Below are 23,836 nucleotides of genomic sequence, written 5' to 3'. Positions count from 1 at the left end.
CCCGCGAGCGGGGCGCGCGGGCTGAGAGGCCATAGTGATGCACCGCAAACCCTCATGCTCTGACAAGCGCTATCCTTGAGCCTTCCTTCCGCTGCCAGAGCCCGCCCATGCTCGATGTACAAGCCGTCTGCAAAAGCTACGCCACGCCCCAGGGCCCGTTGACGGTGTTGCAGGGTGTCGATCTGCACCTGGAGCAGGGCGGCAGCCTGGCGCTGATGGGCGAGTCGGGCAGTGGCAAGAGCACCTTGCTGCATTTGATCGCCGGCCTGGACAAGGTCGATCGCGGCAGCATCCGCATTGGCGACCAGCAGTTGGAGCGGATGAATGAAAACCAACTGGCCAACTGGCGGCGGACCGAGGTCGGGCTGGTGTTCCAGCAGTTCAACCTGATCGGCAGCCTGCGGGTGGAGGACAACCTGGGGTTCCAGGCGCGGCTGGCCGGGCGTTTCGATGAACGCTGGCAGGCGCAACTGGTGGAGCGCCTGGGCCTGGGGGATCTGTTGCGGCGCTACCCGGAGCAACTGTCTGGCGGCCAGCAACAGCGGGTGGCCCTGGGCCGCGCCCTGGCCGGCAAACCGCGGCTGCTGTTGGCCGACGAACCCACCGGCAGCCTCGACGAAGCCACCAGCGACGACGTGCTGCAGCTGTTGCTGGAGCTATTGGTCGATACCCCCACCAGCCTGTTGATGGTCACCCACAGCCAGCGCGTGGCCAGTCGCCTGGGGCGGATCGCGGTGCTGCATGGCGGGCGTCTGGCCGGCGCGGGCGAGCACTGAGGTGCGGGTTTTCTGGCACAGCCTGCGGGCGCTGCTCAGCCATTGGCGGCGGCACCCGGTGCAGTTTTTCAGTGTGCTGACCGGGCTGTGGCTGGCCACCAGCCTGTTGACCGGGGTGCAGGCGCTCAACAGTCAGGCGCGGGACAGTTACGCCAAGGCCAGCCAGCTGATCGGCGGCGCGCCCCAGTCCAGCCTGGGCACGACCAATGGCGCGCCGTTTTCCCAGGAGGCGTTCGTCGGCCTGCGCCGGGCCGGCTGGCCGGTGTCGCCGGTGGTGCAAGGCCGGCTGACGCTCAAGGGCCATGAGCAGCAGCGCCTGCAATTGCTGGGGATCGAGCCGCTGTCGTTGCCGGCCGGTTCGGCGGTCGCCGGCCAGGTGCTGGATTCCGCGCGGATGGTCGAATTCGTCAGCCCGCCGGGCAGTACCTGGATCGCCCCGCAAACCCTGCAAGACCTCGGCTATCGCGAAGGCGATCGGCCGACCACCGCGAGCGGCCAGCCACTGCCGCCGCTGCACAGCCAGGCGGACATGGCCCCGGGGCTGCTGCTGGTGGACATCGGTTTTGCCCAGCCGCTGCTGGGTTTGCCGCAGCAGCTCTCACGGCTGCTGTTGCCGGCGGATTTCGCCGCCAGCGCGCCGGCCTTGCCCGATGCATTCAAGGGCCTGCTGGTGCTCAAGCGCGGCAGTGAGGAAAACGATCTGGCGCGCCTGACCGAGAGCTTTCACCTGAACCTCGATGCCCTGGGTTTCCTGTCGTTCCTGGTCGGCCTGTTTATCGTGCACGCGGCCATCGGCCTGGCCCTGGAGCAGCGGCGCGGCCTGCTGCGCACCCTGCGCGCCTGCGGGGTCAGCGCGCGGATGCTGATGGTCTGCCTCTGTGTCGAACTGGGCGGCCTGGCCTTGCTCGGCGGCCTGGCCGGGGTGCTCAGCGGCTACCTGCTGGCCAGCGTGCTGTTGCCGGATGTCGCCGCGAGCCTGCGCGGCCTGTATGGCGCCGAGGTGGCGGGGCAGTTGAGCCTGAGCCCCGGGTGGTGGTTGGGCGGCATCGGCCTGAGCCTGCTCGGCGCCTTGCTGGCGGGGGCCAACAGTTTGCTGCGGGCGGCGCGTTTGCCGCTGCTGGCGCTGGCCGATCCCCAGGCCTGGCACCAGGCGTATGCGCGCTGGCTGCGGCGTCAGGCCTGGGTAGCGACGGCCCTGGCGGGGCTGGCTGGCGCGGCCTGGATCTGGGGCGACAGCCTGGGCAGCGGGTTTGTCCTGATGGCGGGCTTGCTGCTGGGGGCGGCCCTGGGCCTGCCGGTGTTGCTCAACGGGTTGCTCAGCGCGTTGCTTGGGCGCAGCCGTTCGGTGCTTGGGCAGTGGTTTCTCGCCGATTGCCGGCAGCAGTTGCCGGCCCTGAGCCTGGCGTTGATGGCGCTGCTGCTGGCCCTGGCCGCCAATATCGGCGCCGGCAGCATGACCGCCGGTTTTCGCCAGACCTTCGCCGACTGGCTCGACCAGCGCCTGAGCGCCGAGCTGTACATCAATCCGCAGACCCCGGCGCAAGCACAGGCGCTGCAAGGCTGGTTGCCGGAACAACCTGCCATTGCCGCGGTGCTGCCCGTCCGGCAGGTGGCGCTGCAACTGCAAGGCTGGCCGGCGGACCTGTACGGGGTGATCGACCATGCCAGCTACCGTCAGCATTGGCCGTTGCTCGAAGCCCTGGGCGAGCAGCCCTGGACCCAACTGGCCAGCGCCGACACGCTGATGCTCAGCGAACAGACCGCGCGCCGGCTCAAGGTGCGCCTGGGCGATCGGCTGGAGATTCCCGTGCCGGTGGGGCAGTGGGCGCCGCAAGTGGTGGCGATCTACGCCGACTACGGCAACCCCAGGGGCCATCTGCTGGTGAATGCCGAGCACCTGCTGGCGCACTGGCCGCAACTGACGCCCAACCGCTTTAATCTGCGCCTCGAACCGTCCGCCGCGGCGCCGCTGGTAAGCGCCTTGCAGCAGCGCTTTGGCCTCGACGACAGCCGCATCGTCGAACAGGCGCAGCTCAAGGGCTGGTCGAGCCAGATATTCGAACGCACCTTTGCCGCCACCGCCGCGCTCAACAGCCTGACCCTGGGGGTGGCCGGCGTGGCGCTGTTTATCAGCCTGCTGACCCAGAGCCAGAGCCGCCTCGGCCAGCTCGCGCCGCTGTGGGCGCTGGGGGTGAGCCGGCGCCAGCTGATGCTGCTCAACCTCGGGCAGACCTGGCTGCTGGCGCTGCTGACCTTGCTCCTGGCGCTGCCGCTGGGCATCGCCCTGGCCTGGTGCCTGGACACGGTGATCAACGTCCAGGCCTTCGGCTGGCGCCTGCCGTTGCGGGTGTTCCCGCTGCAACTGGCGCAGTTGTTGGCCCTGGCGGTATTGGCTACCTTGCTCGCGTCGGCCTGGCCGTTGCTGCGGTTGTATCGCAGCCAGCCGGCGGATCTGCTCAGGACTTTCGCCCATGAAGATTGAACGGCTGCTTGGCCTGTTGCTGGTGTCAGCCCTGTGCGGTTGCGATAAAGGCGCCGAGCCGGCGCAAGGTTTCGCCGGCCTGGGCGAGGACGCCGCGGCGTTCACCCAGGTGGTGCCGGGGCGGGTGTTCAGCTTCCCGGCGGACCATGGCGTGCATGACGGTTTTCGCATCGAGTGGTGGTACCTCACCGCCGACCTCAAGGCCAGCGACGGCCAGCGCTTCGGCGTGCAGTGGACGCTGTTTCGCAGTGCCTTGCGCGCCGAGCCCGACCAGCCCGGCTGGCAGGCACCCAATGTCTGGCTGGGTCACGCCGCCGCCACCTCGGCCAACAGCCATCACGCCGCCGAACGTTATGCCCGCGGCGGAGTGGGGCAGGCCGGGGTGACGGTGCAGCCGTTCAAGGCCTGGATCGACGACTGGAGTTTTACCAGCCAGTCCGCCGGCGCCGATGCCGATCCTGACCCGCTGGCCCACATGCAATTGCAGGCCAGCGGCCCGGGTTTCGCCTACCACTTGCAGCTGCGCAGCGATAAGCCCCTGGTGCTCCAGGGCGAGGGCGGCTACAGCCGCAAGTCCGAGCAGGGCCAGGCCTCCTATTACTACAGCCAGCCGTTTTTCCAGGCGAGCGGCAGCCTGCAGATCGACGGCCAGACCTATCAGGTCAGCGGCCCGGCCTGGCTCGACCGCGAATGGAGCAGCCAGCCGCTGGCGGCCGGGCAGAGCGGCTGGGACTGGTTCTCCCTGCACCTGGACAGCGGCGAGCGGCTGATGCTGTTTCGCGTGCGGGAAAACCACAAGCCGCCCTACATCACCGGCACCTGGATCGAGCCCAACGGCCACACCCAGACCCTGCACAAGGACGATATCCAGCTCACCCCACTGACGGACTCCAAGGTGGCCGGGCGCACGCTGCCCACCCGCTGGCGTTTGCGTATTCCCGGCCACGGCCTGGATATCAATGCCGAGGCACTCAACCCCAAGGCCTGGATGAACCTGCGCATTCCTTATTGGGAGGGCCCGGTGCAGTTGAGCGGCAGCCATTCCGGCAGTGGTTACCTGGAGATGACCGGTTATTAACGAGGTATTCGTGAGTACCAGTCATTAGTTATTTACCCAATATTCATTTATCTCTCGCGTCAAACTGTGAGTGGTTTTTTGTTGAACTAATAAAGTGTCGATTCATGATTTCGACTCAATATTCTTTTCCCCTGCGCAGCATTTATCTTTTTTCTCAAAGACGGAGAATTCGCTCAACTTAAATATCACTGAGGTTCTCCGTCATGTTCAGCCTGAAAAAATCCGCAGCCCTGTTCCTTGCCTTGCTGGCCTTGTCTTGCGTAGTCGGCGTGCAGGCCGAGGAGTCCGGCGCCTTTGTCGAAAGAAACCGCGCACTGAGCGCGGGCTCGGCACAAAACTGAAGTTTCAAGTTCAAGTGGCGGCTGCTGGAAAGTAGCCGGCCGACTCTTTTGTGTGGCTGAAGACTGGGTTGCAAAGTTGTTCGCCAACCCCGGAGAAAGTTATGAAACCAGGATTATCCGCGATGAAGTCCAAACCCTTGAAGTTTGCCGCGTTGTCCGCGGTCGGCCTGGCGCTGCTGTCGGCGTTGTCCGGCTGCGGTCCGGACCAGGTACTGGCCCCGCCCGCGCCGCCGACGGTTTCGGTGAGCCAGCCGGTGAGCCGGCAGATCATCGATTGGGACAGTTTCACCGGACGTTTCGAGGCCACCGATTCGGTGGAAGTGCGTTCGCGGGTCAGCGGCTACCTGGAAAAGGTCGCCTTCACCGACGGCGCCATCGTCAAGAAGGGCGACCTGCTGTTCGTCATCGATTCGCGCTCCTTCCAGGCCGCGGTGGTCCAGGCCCAGGGCAAGCTGGCCCAGGTCCGTTCGCAGCTGGCCCTGGCCGAGCAGGAATATGCCCGGGCCAAGGTGCTGATCGAATCGAAGACCATTGCCCGCAGCCTGTATGACCAGCGCTTGCAGGCGCGGCAGGCGGCCCAGGCCGAAGTCCTGAGCGCCGAAGGCGCCTTGAGCAATGCCCGGCTGGACCTGGAGTTCACGCGCATCACCGCGCCCATGAGCGGGCGGATCAGCCGCAAGCTGATCAGCGAAGGCAACCTGGTCAACGGTGGCAACAACAACGCGACCCTGCTGACCACCATCGTCTCCCTGGACCCCATCGACATCTACTTCGATATCGATGAACAGAGCTACCTCAAGTACCACCGCCAGGAGCAGGGCGCCGCGGGCCAGAACCTGGTGCGCATCGCCTTGCCGGGGCAGAGCGAGCCGACCCTGAGCGGGCGCATGGACTTCATCGACAACCGCCTCGACCCGTCCACCGGCACCCTGCGCCAGCGCGCCCGGGTGGCCAACCCGGATTTGCGCCTGAGCCCGGGGCAGTTCGGGCGTGTGCAGTTCTCCGGGCGCCCGAGCTATCAGGCGCTGTTGCTGCCGGACACGGCGATCAGCGTCGATGCCACGCGCAAGGTGGTCTATGTGCTCAATGCGCAGAACCAGGTGGAACTGCGTCCGGTGCAGCTGGGCAAGCTGCATGACGGCCTGCGCGAAGTCGCCAGCGGCCTGCTGCCCGAGGACCGGGTAATCGTCGACGGCATCCAGCGGGTGCGCGTCGGCGAGACCGCCACCGCCAGCGAGCAGGCCCTGGCCCTGGCGCCGAAGGCCGCGGCCAGCGAAGGAGCGCCACTATGAACCTGGGGAAAATCTCCGTCGAACAGCCGGTGCTGGCGATCGTGCTGTCCATCGTGCTGATGATCGTCGGCGGCCTGGCCTACCTGGTCCTGCCGACGTCCGAGTACCCGGACATCGCGCCGCCCACCGTGGTGGTGCAGGCGACCTACCCGGGCGCGTCGGCGCAGACCGTGGCCGAGACCCTGGCGATCCCCCTCGAACAGGAGGTCAACGGCGTCGAGGACATGCTCTACATGTACAGCCAGGCGACCTCCGATGGCAGCCTCAACCTGACCGTGACGTTCAAGAGCGGCACCGATGTCGACAAGGCCCAGGTGCTGGTGCAGAACCGCGTGGCCCTGGCCACGCCACGCCTGCCGGAGCCGGTACAGCGCAGCGGCGTGTCGGTGCGCAAGTCGTCGCCGACCCAGCTGTCGACCATCTTCATTTCCTCGCCCAAGGGCACCTACGACCAGCTCTACGTTTCCAACTTCGCTATCCGTACCGTCGCCGATACCCTCAAGCGCATCGACGGTGTGGGTGACATCAATCCGCTGGGCGCCCGTGAATACTCCATGCGCATCTGGCTCGACCCGGAGCGCGTGGCGTCCTTCAATCTGACGCCGGCGGACATCATTGCCGCGGTGCGCGCGCAGAACACCCAGGTGGCGGGCGGGGTGATCGCGCAACCGCCGGTGGCGTCCCAGGCCTTCCAGCCCAACCTGATTTTCGAAGGCCGCCTGAAAGAGCCGGCGGACTTCGACAACATCGTCATCAAGTCCGGCAGCGCCGGGCGCCTGGTGCGCCTGAAGGATGTGGCGCGCACCGAAATCGCCGGCCTGGCCTACGTCAACAACACCTATTACCTGCGCCATCCGGCCATCGGCTTGCAGGTGCTGCAACGTCCCGGCGCCAATGCCCTGGCCACCATGAAGGTGGTCGAGCAGACCATGCAGGACCTGAGCAAGGAATTCCCCGAAGGCATCGAATACAGCATTGGCTACAACCCCACCGCGTTCATCGCCGACAGCATCGGCGAGCTGGGCAAGACCATCTACGAGGCGGTGATCCTGGTAGTGCTGGTGATCCTGGTATTCCTGCAAGGCTGGCGTCCGTCGATCATCCCGATCCTGGCGATTCCGGTGTCGCTGGTGGGGACCTTCGCGGTCATGGCCATGCTCGGTTACTCGATCAACAACCTGACCCTGTTCGGCCTGGTGCTGGCGGTGGGCATCGTGGTCGACAACGCCATCGTCGTGGTGGAAAACGTCGAGCGCCATCTGGCCGAAGGCAAGAGCCCGTTGCAGGCCACGCTGATCACCATGCAGGAAATGGGTGGCGCGCTGGTGGCGATCACCCTGGTGCTCTGCGCGGTGTTCATTCCCACGGCGTTCATTCCGGGGATCTCCGGTGAGTTCTTCCGTCAGTTCGGCATCACCATCGCGGTGGCCACGGCGATCTCGCTGTTCAACTCGGTGACCCTGTCGCCGGCGCTGGCGGCAATGATTCTGCGACGCCACGACCCCAAGGCGCATCAGGCGCCACGGCGCGGTGTGGCCGGCCTGCTCACGCGCGCAGCGGAAGGTTTCAACCGCGGCTTCCTCAAGCTTTCGGTGGGGTATGCCGGCAGCGTGCGGGGGCTGGTGGCGCGGACTCCATTGATGCTGGCGATCTACGCGGTATTGATCGCGGCCACGGCTTACCTGCTGGTGTCCACGCCCAAGGGCTTCATTCCGGCCCAGGACCGCGGTTACCTGGTGGTGATCGTGCAACTGCCGGAAGGCGCTGCGCTGGAACGCACCAACGAGATTTCCCGGCAGATCGAAGCCATCGCCCTGCAGGTGCCGGGTGTCGATCGGGTGCCGACGTTCTCCGGATTCTCCATGGTCACCGGTACCAGCTCTTCCAACTCGTCCGGCCTGGCGCCGGTGTTCGAGCCCTGGTCCAAGCGCAAGCTGCGCGGCCTGACCTCGGACAAGATCGCCGCCGACCTGCGTGAGCGCCTGAAAGTGGTCAGCGGCGCGTCGGTGATTGTCGCCACGCCGCCTCCAGTCCAGGGCCTGGGCAGCACCGGCGGCTTCTCCATGCGCCTGCAGGACCGTGCCGGCCTGGGCAGCCAGGCCCTGGCCAAGGCCACCGAGCAACTGATCGCCGCGGCCAATGCAACCCAGGGCATGAGCGGTGTCTACTCGCCGTTCTCGGCCCGTACGCCGCAGGTGTTCGTCGAGCTGGACCGTGAGCGCGCCGAGATGCTCGGGGTGCCCAGCAGCCAGATCAACCAGGCCATCGAGACCTATTTCGGCTCGACCTACATCAACGACTTCAACCTGGTGGGCCGCACCTATCGGGTGACGGCCCAGGCAGACTTGCCGTACCGGGTCACGCCAGAGGACCTGGCGCGGGTCAAGGTGCGCAACGAGGCCGGTGACATGGTGCCGATCGCCAGCGTCACGCGGTTGCACGAGTCGCTGGGGGTCGAGCGTTTCCCACGCTACAACCTGTTCCCGACCGCGGAAATCAACGGCGACACCTTACCCGGGCTGGGCTCCGACTTCGCCCTGCAAACCATGGAGCGCCTGGCCGAGCAAACCCTGCCACCGGGCATCACCTACCAGTGGACCGACCTGAGCTATCAGCAGACCACCGCCGGCAACATGGGCCTGCTGGTATTCCCGCTCTGTGTGATCTTCGTCTACCTGGTGCTGGCCGCGCAGTACGGCAGCTGGAGCCTGCCGCTGGCGATCCTGCTGATCGTGCCCATGTGTCTGCTGGCCGCCGCCGGTGGCGTGCGCCTGATGGGCCTGGACATCAACATACTGACCCAGATCGGTTTCATCGTGCTGGTGGGACTGGCGGCGAAAAACGCCATCCTGATCGTCGAGGTGGCGCGGCAGCAGGAGCAGGACGGGCAGGGCATCGTCGATGCCGTGGTGGAGGCGTGTCGCCTGCGCCTGCGACCGATCCTGATGACCTCCCTGGCCTTCATCCTCGGTGTGCTGCCGCTGGTGCTGTCCGAGGGCGCCGGTTCGGAAATGCGCCAGGCGGTCGGTTCGGCGGTGTTCTTCGGCATGATCGGCGTGACCCTGTTCGGCCTGTTGTTCACCCCGATCTTCTATGTCCTGATCCGCCGTCTCGCCGGGGGCGAGCGGCGGTTGCAGGCCCCATCCAGCGTCTCTGCTTCGGGAGTGGTCCATGAATAACCTGCTGCGTTTTCCCGCCCTGGCCTTTACCGCGGCGCTGCTTGCGGCCTGCGCCGCGCCGACCTTGCCACCGGCTGTCGAGGCGCCCGCCGGGCGTTTTGTCAATGCGCCGCAAATACCGGCGGCGGGCATTGCCGAGCAATGGTGGACGCTGTACCACGACCCCTTGCTCGACCGCCTGGTGGCGCGGGCGCTGGAGGAAAACCTCGACCTGCAGATCGCCCTGGCGCGGATCGATGCCAGTCGTGCCTTGCGCGGCGTCGCGGCCGCCGGCGCGAGCCCCGAGCTGAACCTGGGGGCCAGCGCCGCCCGGCAACGGATCTCGGCGGACCAGGCCGGGTTCAGCGACCCCTTGATTACCGAGCCGCTGAGCCTGGGTCTCGATGCCTCCTGGGAGATCGACCTGTTCGGGCGGATTCGCGAAGGCGTGCGGGCCGCCGATGCCGAGCTGCAGGCCAGCGCGGAAGAGGCGCGTGGGGTCAAGGTGGCGCTGGTCACCGAGGTGGTGCAGGCCTATGCCCAGGCGCGGGGGCTGGAAGAGCGCCTGAGCATTGTGCGGCAGAACGCCGAGAGCCAGAGCCGCACCCTGCAACTGACCGAGCAGCTGTATGCGGCGGGCAGCAGCCCGCAGGCCGATCTGCTGCGGGCGCGTTCCCAGTCGGAATCCACTGCGGCCCAGGTGCCGGCCCTGCAACTGGAGTGGCAGCGCTCGTTGCACCGCCTGGCAGTGTTGCTGGCGCAGCCGAGCGAGGCGCTGTACCAACAGTTCGCCGCCAGCCCGGCGCAACTGAGCGAGGTGGATCTGGTGGCTGCCGGCACCCCGGCCGACCTGCTGCGTCGGCGTCCCGACATCCGTGCCGCCGAGGCCCGGCTGATCGCTGCCTACGCGCGGGTCGGGGTGGCCAAGGCCGACCTGCTGCCGCGCCTGAGCCTGTCGGCGGCCCTGGGCTCGCTGGTCGATGGTGTCAGTGCCGCGAACCTGGCCAGCTCGACTTTCTGGCTGGCCGGTATCAATGCCAGCGTGCCGCTGCTGGACGGCGGACGCCGGCGCGCGGTGGTGGAACTGCGCGATGCCGAGGGGCGCCAGGCCTTGCTCGGCTATCGCCGTACCGTGCTCGGCGCGGTGGCGGAAGTCGAGTCGGCCCTCGCCGCGGCCCGGCGCAATGCCGAGAGCCAGCAGCATCTGGCCAGTGCCGCGGCGCAGGCCAGTTCGGCGGCGCAGCAGATCCAGCGCTCCTGGGCCGCCGGTGAGGCGCCGTTTCTCGATGTGTTGCAGGCCCAGCGGGTCGAACTCACCGCTCAGAACGCGCTGTCGCGGATCAAGACCGCGCAGTTGCAGAACCAGGCTGTGCTGGTGCGGGCGCTCGGTGGTTGAACAGGGAGCAACGAATCTGTGGTTCGCGGCGGCATGGGCATTTACAGCGTCTATGCTCAAGCGGCACCGCGCACCTGAAAGGCGCGGGTCTTGTCTTCAATTACAAGGATGAATGTCTATGAAGCCGCTTCACTCTCTGGCCAAAGCCGTTGCCTTGGCCACTCTGTTGTCCGCTGCCAGCCTGCATGCCCATGCCGCCGACATTCCGTTGGCCGGTACCGTGGAGGCCGATGAACTGGTGACCAAGGTGCTCTCCGTGGATGCCGCCAAGCATCGCGTGGTGCTGGAAGGCGCCCAGGGCCAGCCGGTGCATGTGCAACTCAGCGACCAGGCCAAGGACCTGGGCAATTTGAAGGTGGGCGATCAGGTCAATGTGCGGGTCACCCACGCGGTAGTGGCGGTGCTGGACACCGATGTGGAAAAAGGCCTGCCGAATTCCGCTGAGCGTGCCGGGGTGGTTCGCGCCACCAAGGACAACCCCAACCCGGGCGGTGAAGCCTATCGCCAGGTGCAGGTGCAACTGAAGATCACCGACATCGACCTGAAGAACAACCAGCTGACCTTCCAGGGGCCGGCGGGCAACAAGAAGGTCCTGGACGTGGAGAAGCCGGAAGTCCAGGCTCGGCTGAAAGACCTCAAGGTCGGCCAGAGTGTGGTGGTGACCTACACCGATGTGTTGCAAGTCACGACACAGCACGAAGGTTGACTGAGACCGGGCGCTGGTCGCTGTGGCGGCCGGCGCGCCGGATCTCGGGAGGTCCGTGCGGGGAGTTGAACGAAGGTGAGCGGAATGACAAATTTTCCGTCAGCTTTGTGTTCAGAATTCTTCAGAATATGTGCACGGACTTTCTTTTCCTGTTCGATTAAAATAGTTCTCGTTCGCCCGGTGCAAGGGCTCTTTACCGGTGCATGGATTGCCAGGCCAGAGCACTGGGCGAACACCCTCTTCGGGGTTCCCGCCCCACGATTTCCGTAACGCCGCTCATGCAGCCCGCACAGGTTCGACGCCTGTTGCCAGCGGTTGCCAGGAGCGCTCGGCTCCCCCTCCAGCAAGACGCCTTAGCGACACAGCCGCCTGCTGCATTGCCTGTGGCCTTGGCCAGCTTCAGCCTCGGGGCACGGTGGTGCACAGCTGCAGGCCCAGCGCGCGCATGACCTTGACCACGGTATCGAAGCGCGGCTTGGCCCCCGGGGCAAAAGCCTTGTAGAGGCTGGCCCGGCCCTGGCCGGTGGTCTTGGCAATCTGCGTCATGCCCCGGGCCCTGGCGACGTGGCCCAGGGCGCGGATCAGTTCGTCGGTATCGCCATCGGCCAGGACCTGGGACAGGTATTCGCTGATCGCCTGGTCGCTGTCGAGCAGGGTGGCGATGTCGAAGGGAACCAGTGTGTCGGACATATCAGAACTCCTTGGCCAGGGAACGGGCCTGGCAGATATCGGCGGGCTGGCTGGACTTGTCGCCACCCAGCAGCAGGACGATGAGGGTATTGCCGCGAACCGTGAAATAGAGGCGGTAGCCGGCGCCTGTATTCACGCGCATTTCCGAGAGACCGCCGCCGAGGTTTTTCACATCGCCCAGGTTGCCCGCCGACGCCCGCTCGATACGCCGAGCGATGGCTATCCTGGCGCGCAGGTCCCGTAGTGTGGTGTGCCATTGGGCAAAGACGGTCGTCTGCAGGATCTCGTAATCCATGAGGACTGTATCCATATAGAGACAAAATAAAAAGGGGTAACGACCCCCAGGCGACTGACGGTGCACCTGAAGGCGTCATGGGAAGGTAAGCAGGAGGGGAGTGGGCGAGGCGGGCTGTTTCGTATCGGCATGTTGTCGATCAGGGCTGGCGAAACACCCTGTAGCCATTGCCCTGCTGTGGCTGCTGGAAAGGGCCAGCATCAGCCGTTCTGGCTGATGCTGTGGGACGCAAAATCAGAGAGTGGGCAGGCCCAGCGCCGCGGCGCATTCCTGGAGCGAGCGCTGTTGGGTGTCGGCGTACAGCTGCAGTTCATCGATGGTCGGGCGCCCCAGGGCCCGCTCGAAAGCCTGCCGGTTGGAGTGGCCGGCGTAGTGGCTTTGCGCATCGTCGCCCAGGTTGGACTGGAAGATCCCGGCGGCGCTGACCGGCAGGAAGTCCTCGTACACCAGCGGCTCGGCCCGCACATGCCCGGCGCGGATCAGCGCCTCCAGGCTCGTCGGCCGATCCGCCTGCTGGCGCGCGGCCAGGCCCTGGTCGCTGACGAAGTAGCGGAAGTACGCCAGGCCCTGTTCACGCATGGCTTCATGGTTGTCGGGAAAGGCGCGGAAGTGCTCGGCCATCAGTGTGTTGTAACGCTGGGCGTTGGCTTCGTTGGGGAAGTCCCCGAGGGCGTCGCGTGCAGCGTTCAACAGTTGGTCGTACAGCGCCCGGCCTTTGGGGGTGAGGGCGGCGCCGCGCTGTTCGATCTCGCCGAAGCGCGCACTGTGGCTGCCGCGGCTGTCGGGCTGGTCGGTGAAGGATACGGCTTCCTCCAGCGCCTTGAAGCTGGTCTGACGCAGCAGGATCGGGCATTCCCGGCGCGGCGGGCCTTCGATCACCGCCTTGGGCGTGATGCCGTGGGCGGGCATCAGCTCCTGCACCTGGTCGATGTCCAGGGTGCGCGGTGTCAGGTGGTTGATATGCGGCCCCTTGAACGCCACCACGTCGGCGATCAGCCGGTGCTGGGCACTCAGTTGCTGGTACTGCCCGGCCGTGACCGTGGCGCTGTGATGCCAGCGGAAGGTTTCCAGGGCCTGCTCGACGAATTCCTCGGCGGCGCGGTCATCGAGGCCGCCCTGGGTTTCGGCCTGCTCGATCAGGGCCAGGGCGCGCGGGGTGAAAATGCTCCGGCGCGCCAGCACCGATTCGGCGAAGTCGCGCAGCTGCGGATTTTCGATCAGCTCCAGGCGCAGCAGCGAGGTGAAGACCCGGAACGGGCTGACCTGCAGGGCGCTCTCATGCACCGCGCGAAAGGCCGTGGAATGCACCGGCACGCCGGCCGGGGTGAGGTCGTAGTAACCCACCGGCTGCATGCCCATCACCGCGAACAGCCGGCCCAGGGTCGCCAGTTCCGTGGCGGTGCCGACGCGAATGGCGCCGTGGCGTTCCAGGTCCAGGCGCTGGATTTCGCCGGTGCTGCGCAGCTGGCGGGCGATCCTCTCGTCGCTGCCCAGGACCCCGGCGTTGACCTGGGCCACCAGCTCCATCAGGGCGCCGTACAGCGGCACTTCCTCGCGGTACATGTCCGACATCGCCCGTGAAAAACGTTGGCGGATCAGGTCTGGGCTGACGAAGCTCTGCAGGCTCATAAACAAGGATTCCCGGCGTAGTGAGACAAAGAGGGTAGCGGTGTTGGCTGGGCCTGATTCTGGTCGGCGCGGGGTGTGCTGACAAACGAAGTTTCTTCCGGACTTCATTCTGCAAATGAATGCAGGCGGGCAGGGCGGCTGCACGGTTTGCCCTGGGCGGGCATGGGCCCTCGCGGCCAGGCGAGCCGTAGCGGTTTCCGGGGGGCTGAGCGGTGATGGCTATTTGCCGTTGCGCTGATAGACTTCTGAACACGACCGCATCCCATGGCTTGCGTACCGTTCAACGGAGGCGACTTGGCCTTGACGCCGCACAATGGAGGAAAGGGACTTTCACTGGCCAGGAGGCTATACAAGACGCGAATTCTGGGGCTGGCCCTCGGTTTCCTTTGCGTGTCCGCGGGCATGTACCCGCTGCACCCGCCGCCCTGGGTCTGGGTGTTCATGCTGTTCAATGCCTTCATCTGGCCGCACCTGGCGTACCAGTGGGCGCGCCGCTCGGCAGTGCCGTTTCGCGGCGAGCATCGCAACCTGTTGATGGATGCCTTCCTCGGCGGGTTCTGGGTGGCGGCCATGCACTTCAACCCGCTGCCGACCACCACCACCCTGTCGCTGATGGCGATGAACAATATCGCCCTGGGCGGCGTGCCCTTTTTCCTTGCCGGTTGCCTGGCGCAAGCGCTGGGGATTGCCGTCGGGCTGCTGCTGTTCGGCACCGGCTTCGTGGCCCAGAGCAGTGCGCTGCAACTCTATGCCTGCCTGCCGATGCTGACCCTGTATCCGCTGGCCCTGGGGTTTATCTGCTACCAGCAGGCCAATGTCCTGTCCCGGCACAAACGCGAATTGCTGGCCCTGAGCCGCACCGACAGCCTGTCGGGCCTGCTCAATCACGGGGCCTGGAAGGACCAGCTGGAAATCGAGTTCCAGCGCTGCCGGCGCCAGGCCTCGACCCAGAACCAGGGCGGCGCCATCGCGCTGATCGACATCGACCATTTCAAGGCCATCAACGACACCTACGGCCATGTCGCCGGCGACATTGTGTTGCGCCAGCTGAGCAAGCTGCTCAAGCAGAACCTGCGGATCAGCGACCAGGCCGGACGCTACGGTGGCGACGAGTTCTGCGTGATCCTGCCGGACGTGCCGCTGGAGCATGCCGCCGAACTGATGGAGGCCTTGCGTTGCCGTTTCGGCGGTTTGGGCTATGAGCAGAATCCGGCCCTGCAGGTCAGCCTGAGCATCGGCCTGGCCGCCTATTCTTCGGACCACAGCGATGCCCTGGACTGGTTGAACGATGCCGACCAGGCCTTGTACGAGGCGAAAACCACCGGCCGCAACAAGGTCAGCTGCCGCCGCGGCGACCACTCGCCAAAGGCCCTGCTGAACTCCTTGTGAGGCCGCTCGCAGAGCATTGCGCCAGCATGGAGGGTGGCGAATTTGTCAGGTAGGGTGGGCGGGCACCTTCCGACACGAAACAAGGACCGATTCATGACGCAGACTTCCCCTCGCTCATTACTGGCCGCCCGTATCGGCCTGACCCTCGCCCTTGGCCTGCTGGCCACCCACGCCAGTGCCGCCCCCCACCCCCAGGTACAGAACGATGCGCAGCAATACCAGGGCGACGCCCTGAAACTGCTGGAGCGCCTGGTGAACATCGACTCGGGCTCCGGCTACGAGGCGGGGCTGAACCAGGTGAGCGACATCGCCATCGCCGAGCTGGAAAAACTCGGCGCCAGTATCGAGAAAGTCCCCAACGGCGCTGCCGGCGGCAGCCATGTGCTGGCCACCCTCAAGGGCACCGGCAAGGCCAGGATCCTGCTGATGGCGCACATGGACACGGTGTTCAAGGAAGGCACCGCGGCCGAGCGGCCGTTCCGCATCCAGGACGGTCGCGCCTACGGCCCCGGGGTGATGGACGACAAGGGCGGCATCGTCGCCGGGATCTATGCGCTGAAGGTCCTGGATAACCTCAAGTTCAAGGACTACGCGCAGATCACCTTCCTGCTCGACGCCAGCGAGGAAACCGGTTCCGAGATCGCTACCGACTTGATCAAGAAAACCGCCAAGGCCCACGACGTGACCCTGAACCTGGAACCGGGGCGCCCGGCCGACGGCCTGGTGGTGTGGCGCAAGGGCAGCGCCACGGCGCTGGTCGAGGTCAAGGGCAAGGCGGCTCACGCCGGCGTCGCGCCGGAGCTGGGGCGCAACGCGGCGATGGAAGCGGCGCACCAGATCCTGCAACTGGGCAAGCTGGGGGATGAAGCGAAGAAAACCACCATCAACTTCACCGTGCTCAAGGCCGGCGACCGGACCAACGTGATTCCCGACCAGGCCACCGCCAAGGCGGATGTGCGGGCGGCGGTGCCGGAGGAGTTCGACCGCATCGAGAAGGACCTGGCGCGGGTGTCGGCCAACAAGCTGATCGCCGACACCGAGGTCAAGACCACCTTGCAACGCGGCTTGCCGCCGATGCCGCAGACCGAGCAGTCCGATGCGCTGGTGGCCATGGCCCAGGGCATCTACGGCGAGCTGGGGCGCAAGCTGACCATCGAGGGCAGCGGCGGGGCGGCGGACTCCAGCCTGTCGGCCGGCGTCGGTACGCCGACCCTGGATGGCTTCGGCATCGTCGGCGGCAATATCCACACCCCCGAGGAGTACGCCGAAGTCGAGAGCGTGGCGCCGCGCATCTACCTGTTGGCGCGGATGATCATGGAGCTGTCGGCCAAGCACTGATCGCAGGAACAGACGCACGGCATTTTCTGCATGGCCGGACCTGTAGCCCTGTAGCCGCTGCCGAGCCCGCGAGGCTGCGATCGACTGCGCAGCAGGCGCAAGGATCTCAAGACCGCTGGAGGACCTGCGGCCCTGTCGCAGCCTCGCAGGCTCGGCAGCGGCTACAGGGGTGGCGACAGGCGCCCCCGATCCCTCTGCCTATACTCGAAAGCCTCGTCCCCCACCGCGGAGCCTTCAATGAGCAGCAACCACCTCACCGAATACTCTGACGCCAGCCCCGAAGTGCGGGCGGTGTTCGATGACATCATGCGTACCCGTCAGGTCGACCAGGTGAACAACTTCTGGAAATGCCTGGCGGCCCATCCGCCGACCCTGCGGCGTACCTGGGACAGTCTCAAGGAGATCATGGCGCCGGGTGCGCTCGATCCGTTGACCAAGGAGCTGATCTACGTGGCGGTCAGCGTTACCAACAACTGCCCGTATTGCATTGCTTCGCACACCGCCGCGGCGCGCAAGGCGGGGATGACAGAGGCGATGTTCGGCGAGTTGCAGGCGGTGGTCGGCATGGCCAACGAAACCAATCGCCTGGCCAACGGCTACCGGGTGCCGCTGGATGATGCGTTCAAGCTTGAATGAGCCTGTGACCCGCAGGGCTGCGGCCCTCGGCGCTGCTCGTATCGGCCAGCGCCGTCATCAGGTTTTCAGGCCGCCGCTGCCTTGGCCTGGGTGGCGAGCAGCGGCACGGCGCGCACCAGATCGCCGGGTTGCAATTGCAGGCGCTTGGCGCTGAGGCGGTCCACCAGCAGGCAGCCGGACACCAGGCGGCCGCGGGCGCTGGTGACGCGGCAGCTTTCCAGGCGGCGGTTGTGGATCAGCCAGGTCGGCGCGTCGTCGTCCGGGGTGCCCACCAACAGCGGCAGCACCTGGCTTTCGCGCACCGCGCGGACTTTGCTCAGCTCGGCCTCGATCACCGGCCCGCCGTCGAAGATGTCGATATGGCCCTGATGGGCAAACCCTTCGTGGCGCAGGATGGCCAGCGCCGCCTCGGCGTTTTCGTGAGCCTGGCCGATCGCGGCCTGGGCCGGTTCGCTGAGCAGGCAGGTGTACAGCGGCTGGCGCGGCAGCAGTTCGGCGATAAAGGGTTTGTGGCCGAGGCTGGAGAGGTGGTCGGCCTGGACGAAATCCATCTGCAGAAAGTGCCGGCCCAGGCTGTTCCAGAACGGTGAGCAGCCGTTCTCGTCGCCCTTGCCGCGCAGCTCGGCGATCAGCTTGTCGCCGAACAGGTGCGGGAACTCGGCGACGAACAGCAGGCGCGCCAGGGACAGCAGGCGGCCGTTGCTGTCACGGCGCTGGTCGGGGCGCAGGAACAGCGAGCAGAGCTCCGATTGGCCGGTCATTTCATTGTTCAGGAACAGGGTCGGGATCTGCCGCCGGATCCCCAGGTTCGGCGCCGAATTGACGGTCATGCCGACCCGGTAGCTGTACCAGGGTTCGCGCAGGCCCACGGCGCCGGTCAGGGCGCTGATGCCGACCACTTGCTGGTCGTCGTCTTCGAGCACGAACAGGTAGTCGGCGTCGGCCCGTTCCACCTGCTCGGCAAAGGTCCGCTGGGCCCAGCGGATCCGATGGGTCAGGCGATCCTGGTTGGCCGGCAGAGTGGTCAGCCCCAGGCCCGCGCGCTGGGCCAGGGCCATCAGCGCGGGCAAGTCAGTCATGCGTACCGGGCGAACGATCATGATGCAGCTCCTTCTGCGCGCCTGTTGCGGCGGCGAATGCAAACGTGTCCGGGATTCTTCATAGGGCGACCAGCCGTACCGGGTCGCCGGTTTGCAGTTGCAGGGCCTGGAAGCTTTCCGGGTCCAGGTTGACCAGGTCCCCCGGCGCTTCGTCCAGGTGCACCAGGGCGGCCCGGTATTGCCCCAGCCGCTCGTTGCTCGCCAGCCAGGCCCGGCCGCTGCCGCTCTGCGGGCCCGGGCAGGCGTTGGCGATCAGGCTGTGGCGGATGGAGCGAACGCCGTTGTGGCGGGCGTACAGCGTCGGGCCGCCGTCGAACAGGTCGACATAGTGGTTGGCTTCGAACCCTTCGCGCAGCAGGATCTCGTAGGCCTCGCGACCCTGTGGGTGGACCTGGCCGATGCAGTCCTGGGCCGCCTTGGGCAGCATCGGGATGTAGATCGGGTATTGCGGCATCAGGTCGGCGAGGAAGCTGCGGCTTTGCAGGCCGCACAGGCGCTCGGCCTCGACATAGGGCAGGTCGAAGAAGTGCTTGCCCAGGGCATCCCAGAACGGCGAGTGGCCGTCGTCGCTGCTGTAGCCGACGATCTCGGTGATGCTGGTGTCGGCGAAGCGCGCGCCATGGGCGGCGATAAACAGCAGGCGGGCCCTGGAGAGCAGCTCCGCCATGGGCGTGTCGACCAGGTCCGGGTCGATATGAAAGCCGCGCAGCAGGCTGTGGTTGCTCAGGTCCTGGCACAGCGACAGGGTCGGCACGCCGTGCTGCACGTTCAGCTCCCGCGAGCTGCTGACGAAAGGCCGGTTGCGCAGGCTGTAGAAGGGCGCGGAAAACCCGGCCATGGCGAGGATTTCCGAGCAGCCGCGCAGCTGGCCGCGGGCCGGGTCGTGCAGGACAAAAAAGTAGTTCTCCGGCCCCGGCGCCTGCACGTTGGCGGCGAAGGAGGCGCAAGAGTCGAGAATCTTGTCCAGCAGGTGCTGTCGATCGTCCGGCAGGGACGTCACCCCCACCAGGCTTTCACGGGCCAGCCGTTGCAACTCCGGCAAATCGTCTGGCGCAACTGGGCGTAAGACCAGCATGGATGTACTCCTGTATCAAAATGATCGACGCCTGGTCGCGAGACCCGGGGCGCCGAACCTGACAATCACTGTCGGTTTCCACGCATTACTGCCACGGCCCGCGAGGGCGGGCGGTGGCACGCAGGCACCTGTCGGCGCCCGCTCGGATTCGCCGGGGCACCTTCATGGTGCCGCGGCGGCCGGGGGTGTTGATTAAAGTGGATCGACCAGCGCCGTATTGGCGCCCAGCTTGTTGAGGAAAAACAGGTAGACCAGGCCGATGGCAATCCAGATGCAACCGAGTTTCTGCGCATCGACCCCCATGTTGTACATGATCGCGCAGACAATTAGGAAGCCGATCACCGGACAAATCAGGTGACGCACCACTTGGGCCGACTTGTTGCGGCGCCAGTAGTGATTGATCACGGTCAGGTGCAGCAGCATGAAACCGCTGAGGGCGCCGAAGTTCACCAGGGAGGTGAGGGTGTCCACCGAGTTGATGAACAGGTAGCAGATCAGCAGCGACAGCACCGCCACCAGGTAGATGCTGACGTGCGGCGTGTTGTGCCTGGGGTGGACCTTGGCCAGGATCTTCGGCAGCTTGCCGTCGCGGGCCATGCCGAACAGCAGGCGCGACACCGCCGCTTGCGAGGTGATGGCGACCGCCACGCCCCAGGCCAGTGCGGTGGCCACCGCGGTCAGGGTCGCCAGCCAGCTGCCGCCGGCGATTTCGGCGATCTCGTAGAAGGCCGTGTCGGCCGACTTGAAGCCCATGCCGGCGGCCAGGTCGGTGGCGATCCAGGTCTGCACCACGAAGATCGCACCCATCACCAGCAGGGTGATCAGGGCGGCGCGGCCGACGCTCTTGCCCGGCTCGCTCTTGATCTCCTCGGCCAGGGTCGAGATGGCATCGAAACCGAGGAACGACAGCACGGCGATCGATACGCCCTGCATCAGCATGCCGAAGTGAAAATGCTCCGGGCTGTACAGCGGCGCCAGGGTCAGCTGGCCGTTACCGGTGCCACCGTGCAGGGCGTTCCAGGCGTAGAACAGGAAGATCCCCAGCACCACCAGCTGCGCCAGGAGAAACACGATGTTCATCCGTGCGGTGAAGGTGATGCCGCGCAGGTTGACGAAGGTGGCGCTGACCAGGAACGCGAGGATGAAGCCGACCTTGGGAATGTCCGGGTACAGGTGGTTCAGCGCCATGGCCGCATAGACGTACAGCAGCGGCGGGATCAGCAGGTAGTCGAGCAGCATCAGCCAGCCGGCGATGAACCCGACATGGGGGTTGAGCCCGCGCTGGGCGTAGGAGTAGACCGAGCCGGCGATGGGAAAGGCGCGGGCCATGCTGCCGTAGCTGAGGGCGGTGAAGAGCATCGCCAGCATGCCGATGATGTAGGCCAGCGGCACCATGCCCGGTGCTTCCTGGTTCACATAGCCATAGACCCCGAACGGGGCGATCGGGATCATGAAAATCATCCCGTAGACCACCAGGTCGCGCAGCGTCAGGCCGCGCTTGAGTTCCTGTTTGTAGCCGAATTCTTCAATCTCCATGAAGAGGTTCTCCTTGTCAGCCAAAGGGGGGGCGGATGCCTGACGCTGATGTCGATGAACGACCTGGAGCGGCAGGCAATGTATTTGAACCTGGCAGGTTTAAAGACACGCCACGGCGGTTTTTTATAGTTGTTGTACCGGTACAGCAAACAGCTTTTTTACAACCACAGCTCCATCCTGGTTCACAGCCTTTTCTACAACAGCGGTGCCAGATAATCCGTCCAGCACTGTATGGCCTGCGGGGTGCGCAGCAGGTCGTTGCGCACTTCGATCAATACCGAATCCAGGCCGCGGGCATCGCCGTGGGCCGGCACGGTCATGTCGCCCAGGGCGTCGATCTTGTACGGCTCGTTGCCGGCGATCTTCACGTCGTGGACCGACATGCCTTCCAGCAGGCGCCGGGCGTAACCCTCGGCGCGATCGAACAGCACGCCCATCTCCAGCGTGCGGCGCTGGCCGTAGTACAGCGGGGTGAAACTGTGGATGCCCACCACCCGCACCGGCCGGCCCGCGGCCAGGCGCGCATCGATCAGCCCGCTCAGGCGCGCATGAAAGGGCCTGAACAGCTGCTTGCGGCGGTACTCGCGGGTGGCTTCGTCGAGGTGCTGGTTGCCCGGGATCTGGTAGATCTCGCTCTGCAACGGAATGCTGTCGTGGGCCTGGCACGGGCGGTTGAGGTCGATCAGCAGCCGCGAATAATTGGCCGTCAGCAGGGTGGCGCCGAGGGTCTGCGAGAGGTTTTCCGCCAGCTCCAGGGCGCCGGGGTCCCAGGCGATGTGCTCTCGCGCTGCTTCCGGGTCCAGGCCGAGGTCGTTGAGCGCCGCCGGGATATAACGGCTGGCGTGTTCGCAGACGAGGATCAGCGGGTGCGCGGAGTCTTCTCGCAGCAGCCGGTAGGCCGGTCGGGTGTACAGCCCCAGTTCAGCGGTTTCAGTACAGGTGTGCATAGTGCTCACAGAGTTGGGCAGGGGTCAGGTGCTCGGTCAGTTTCACTTCCTGGTGTTTGACGGCGAAATAGGTTTCCAGCAGCGGGGCTGGCAGGGCTTGCAGCAGTTCCGGGCAGTTGCGCAGGCAGTCCAGCGCCTGCGGCAACGAGGCCGGAAGGGCGACGATGCCGCGCTCCTGGCGCTGTTCTGCGCTCAGTTCGTCCGGCACTTCGTCGGTCACGGCGCGCAGGGGCAACTGCTGTTCGATGCCCAGGCGCCCGGCGATCAGCACCGCGGCCATGGCCAGGTGCGGCGAGGCGGTGGCGTCCAGGGCGCGAAATTCCAGGTTGTACTGCGGCGCCACGGGCTTGCCGCCGATGCTCACGGTGGGGCAGATGCGCAGCGAGGCTTCGCGGTTGCGCTGGCCCAGGCAGGCATAGGAGGCGCTCCAGTGGTGGGGCTGCAAGCGCGCGTAGGAAATCGGCGTTGGCGCGGTAAAGGCGCAGAGCGCGGGCAGGAACTTGAGCACCCCGGCCGCCCAGAATTGGCCGAGGGACGACAGGCTGTTGGCCCGTCCTTCCTCATACAGCACCGGCGTGCCATCCAATTTCTGCAGGCTCAGGTGCAGGTGCACGCCATTGCACACTGCGTGTTCCGCGGTCTTGGGTGCGAAGCTCAGGCCGTGGCCGAGTTGCCGGGCGATCTCGCGGGTGATCTCGCGCACGTTCACCGCACGGTCGGCGGCGGCCACGCCCTGGGTCGGGCGGCAGGTGATTTCGTACTGGTGCTTGCCGTATTCGGGCAGGAACATTTCCGGCTCGACGCCCGCGGCGCGCAAGGCGCTGAGCAGCCAGCCGCCGAAGTCCGCGCCCTGGCGCTGGGCCTGCAGGGAGAAGGCCAGGCGTTCCGGTTGCGCAGTGGCGCTGTACAGGTTGAATTCGTGCTCGAAGGCGGCGGTGACCTGCAGCCCCAGCTCGCTGGCGTAGCGCTGCACTTCGTTGCGCAGCAGGGTGCGCGGGCAGGCGGCCCAGGGCTGGCCGTCGGTCTCGCAGATGTCGGCGTGGATAAAGTCCAGCGGCGAGGCGCTGGCGTCCGGGCCGTTGCCGACCTGGACCCGGCTGGCCAGGTCGGGGATCAGCCGCAGGTCGCCACGGGCGCCCCAGGGGTTGGGCTCGGCAATGATGTCCTGCGGGGTCAGCGCGCTGTTGGCCGGGACCCAGCCGCAGCCGGCGCTGGTGTAGCTGTCCAGTTCGTCGCTGGGGAACGAGCGGCCACGGCTGACGCCGATCAGGTCGGTGGTGAGCAGGGTGGTCATGGCCACCGGCTGCAACGGCTCGTTGTTCCGGCTCATGCCTGCATCTCCCGCAGGCGGCCGAGCACGGTCCGGGTATCGGTGATCCAGCAGTAGCCCTTGATCGCATTCAGGCAGGCCTGGTGCCGGGCGTCGGTGTAGGTGGCGCAGGCGTCTTCCACCAGGGTCACCAGGTAACCGCGGTCGGCGGCGTCGCGCACCGCCATGTCGACGCACTGGTCGGTGACGATGCCGGCGACGATCAGGTGGCGGGTCTGCAGGTTGCGCAGCACGTAGTCGATGTTGGTCGAGTTGAAGACCCCGGAGGAGGTCTTGGGCAGGACGATTTCGTTCTCCTGCGCCGCGAGTGGCTCGATGATCGCCGCCTGCGGGCTGCCCTTGGGCAGGTGCATGTCCGACAGCTTGTGGTCCAGCGAGCGGTCGCGGCCATCGGCGGTCAGGCTTTCGATAATGGTGTGCAGCACGTTCTGCCGGGCGCCGCGCATGGCCGCCAGGAGCTTCTGCTGGTTGGGAATCACCTGCTCACGGGTGCGCTTGATGAAGTACTCGGCGTCCGGCACCTGCAAATGCGGGTCGAGCTGCGGATCGAGCCAGGCCCGTTGCATGTCCACCAGCAGCAGGGCGGTGTGATCGAGGGTGAATGGCAGGTCGCGAGGCGAGTGGTGGGGAAGGCAGACCATC

At 66.1% G+C, this 23,836-nt stretch carries 20 protein-coding genes; 11 read left to right on the top strand and 9 right to left on the bottom strand.

The features are described from left to right. Positions 1-107 precede the first annotated feature (107 nt). The 8 genes from PVZ78_RS15425 to PVZ78_RS15390 all read left to right on the top strand — a co-directional run bounded on the left by PVZ78_RS15425 (position 108) and on the right by PVZ78_RS15390 (position 11,229). Complete coding sequence (locus PVZ78_RS15425; RefSeq protein ID WP_273828915.1) at positions 108-776, top strand: ABC transporter ATP-binding protein; 669 nt, start codon at positions 108-110, stop codon at positions 774-776. Beyond that, on the top strand, positions 742-3,258 hold the full coding sequence (locus PVZ78_RS15420; RefSeq protein ID WP_443218358.1) for an FtsX-like permease family protein: 2,517 nt from the start codon (positions 742-744) through the stop codon (positions 3,256-3,258). Before PVZ78_RS15425 ends, PVZ78_RS15420 begins: the two co-directional genes overlap by 35 nt. Continuing rightward, positions 3,248-4,336: a lipocalin-like domain-containing protein gene (locus PVZ78_RS15415; RefSeq protein WP_273828914.1), complete on the top strand. Its 1,089-nt coding sequence runs from the start codon at positions 3,248-3,250 to the stop codon at positions 4,334-4,336. The genes PVZ78_RS15420 and PVZ78_RS15415 overlap by 11 nt, the downstream gene beginning before the upstream one ends. Before the next feature lie 203 nt (positions 4,337-4,539). Next, on the top strand, positions 4,540-4,677 hold the full coding sequence (locus tag PVZ78_RS15410) for a hypothetical protein (RefSeq protein ID WP_273828913.1): 138 nt from the start codon (positions 4,540-4,542) through the stop codon (positions 4,675-4,677). Positions 4,678-4,778: 101 nt separating this feature from the next. Then, entirely contained in the window at positions 4,779-5,969 is a 1,191-nt protein-coding gene (locus PVZ78_RS15405; protein ID WP_036984542.1) for an efflux RND transporter periplasmic adaptor subunit, read from the top strand. After that, positions 5,966-9,148: an efflux RND transporter permease subunit gene (locus PVZ78_RS15400; RefSeq protein WP_273828912.1), complete on the top strand. Its 3,183-nt coding sequence runs from the start codon at positions 5,966-5,968 to the stop codon at positions 9,146-9,148. Before PVZ78_RS15405 ends, PVZ78_RS15400 begins: the two co-directional genes overlap by 4 nt. After that, positions 9,141-10,523, top strand: coding sequence for an efflux transporter outer membrane subunit (locus PVZ78_RS15395; RefSeq protein WP_009048175.1), 1,383 nt, complete (start codon positions 9,141-9,143; stop codon positions 10,521-10,523). Before PVZ78_RS15400 ends, PVZ78_RS15395 begins: the two co-directional genes overlap by 8 nt. A gap of 118 nt (positions 10,524-10,641) precedes the next feature. Next, a complete protein-coding gene (locus PVZ78_RS15390) occupies positions 10,642-11,229 on the top strand; it encodes a hypothetical protein (protein ID WP_028682910.1) in 588 nt (195 codons plus the stop codon). 399 nt (positions 11,230-11,628) lie between these two features. On the opposite strand, the gene PVZ78_RS15385 is transcribed toward PVZ78_RS15390, so the two are convergent. From PVZ78_RS15385 to hglS, 3 genes are all read right to left on the bottom strand, one after another. Further along, the gene (locus PVZ78_RS15385) at positions 11,629-11,919 is read right to left on the bottom strand and encodes an addiction module antidote protein (protein WP_009048177.1); all 291 of its coding nucleotides are present in this window, start codon (positions 11,917-11,919) and stop codon (positions 11,629-11,631) included. 1 nt (position 11,920) lies between these two features. Then, positions 11,921-12,214, bottom strand: a complete 294-nt coding sequence (locus PVZ78_RS15380; protein ID WP_016705075.1) for a type II toxin-antitoxin system RelE/ParE family toxin — start codon at positions 12,212-12,214, stop codon at positions 11,921-11,923. 234 nt (positions 12,215-12,448) lie between these two features. After that, the gene (gene hglS / locus PVZ78_RS15375; protein ID WP_273828911.1) at positions 12,449-13,843 is read right to left on the bottom strand and encodes a 2-oxoadipate dioxygenase/decarboxylase HglS; all 1,395 of its coding nucleotides are present in this window, start codon (positions 13,841-13,843) and stop codon (positions 12,449-12,451) included. 264 nt (positions 13,844-14,107) lie between these two features. Between hglS and PVZ78_RS15370 the strand changes: the two genes are divergently transcribed. The 3 genes from PVZ78_RS15370 (at position 14,108) to PVZ78_RS15360 (ending at position 17,206) form a co-directional block, all read left to right on the top strand. Further along, positions 14,108-15,232, top strand: a complete 1,125-nt coding sequence (locus PVZ78_RS15370) for a diguanylate cyclase (protein WP_273828910.1) — start codon at positions 14,108-14,110, stop codon at positions 15,230-15,232. A 93-nt stretch (positions 15,233-15,325) separates the two neighbouring features. Further along, positions 15,326-16,570 (top strand): M20/M25/M40 family metallo-hydrolase, encoded by a 1,245-nt coding sequence (locus PVZ78_RS15365; RefSeq protein WP_273828909.1) that lies wholly within the window; start codon positions 15,326-15,328, stop codon positions 16,568-16,570. A 237-nt stretch (positions 16,571-16,807) separates the two neighbouring features. Further along, complete coding sequence (locus tag PVZ78_RS15360) at positions 16,808-17,206, top strand: carboxymuconolactone decarboxylase family protein (protein WP_009048182.1); 399 nt, start codon at positions 16,808-16,810, stop codon at positions 17,204-17,206. Positions 17,207-17,271: 65 nt separating this feature from the next. On the opposite strand, the gene astA is transcribed toward PVZ78_RS15360, so the two are convergent. The 6 genes from astA to PVZ78_RS15330 form a co-directional block, all read right to left on the bottom strand. Next, a complete protein-coding gene (astA, locus tag PVZ78_RS15355) occupies positions 17,272-18,306 on the bottom strand; it encodes an arginine N-succinyltransferase (RefSeq protein ID WP_009048183.1) in 1,035 nt (344 codons plus the stop codon). Between the two features lie 58 nt (positions 18,307-18,364). After that, a complete protein-coding gene (locus PVZ78_RS15350; protein ID WP_273828908.1) occupies positions 18,365-19,381 on the bottom strand; it encodes an arginine N-succinyltransferase in 1,017 nt (338 codons plus the stop codon). A 192-nt stretch (positions 19,382-19,573) separates the two neighbouring features. After that, entirely contained in the window at positions 19,574-20,917 is a 1,344-nt protein-coding gene (locus PVZ78_RS15345; protein WP_016702750.1) for an APC family permease, read from the bottom strand. A gap of 194 nt (positions 20,918-21,111) precedes the next feature. Next, a complete protein-coding gene (locus PVZ78_RS15340; protein ID WP_028682915.1) occupies positions 21,112-21,864 on the bottom strand; it encodes an N-formylglutamate amidohydrolase in 753 nt (250 codons plus the stop codon). Continuing rightward, on the bottom strand, positions 21,848-23,194 hold the full coding sequence (locus PVZ78_RS15335) for a glutamine synthetase family protein (RefSeq protein ID WP_273828907.1): 1,347 nt from the start codon (positions 23,192-23,194) through the stop codon (positions 21,848-21,850). Before PVZ78_RS15335 ends, PVZ78_RS15340 begins: the two co-directional genes overlap by 17 nt. Next, positions 23,191-23,835 (bottom strand): isochorismatase family cysteine hydrolase, encoded by a 645-nt coding sequence (locus PVZ78_RS15330; RefSeq protein ID WP_081362122.1) that lies wholly within the window; start codon positions 23,833-23,835, stop codon positions 23,191-23,193. The genes PVZ78_RS15335 and PVZ78_RS15330 overlap by 4 nt, the downstream gene beginning before the upstream one ends. Position 23,836 lies beyond the last annotated feature (1 nt).

This window comes from Pseudomonas sp. SBT1-2, assembly GCF_028640875.1.
Lineage (GTDB): Bacteria > Pseudomonadota > Gammaproteobacteria > Pseudomonadales > Pseudomonadaceae > Aquipseudomonas > Aquipseudomonas chlororaphis_I.
This window is presented reverse-complemented; position numbering and strand designations above follow the sequence as displayed.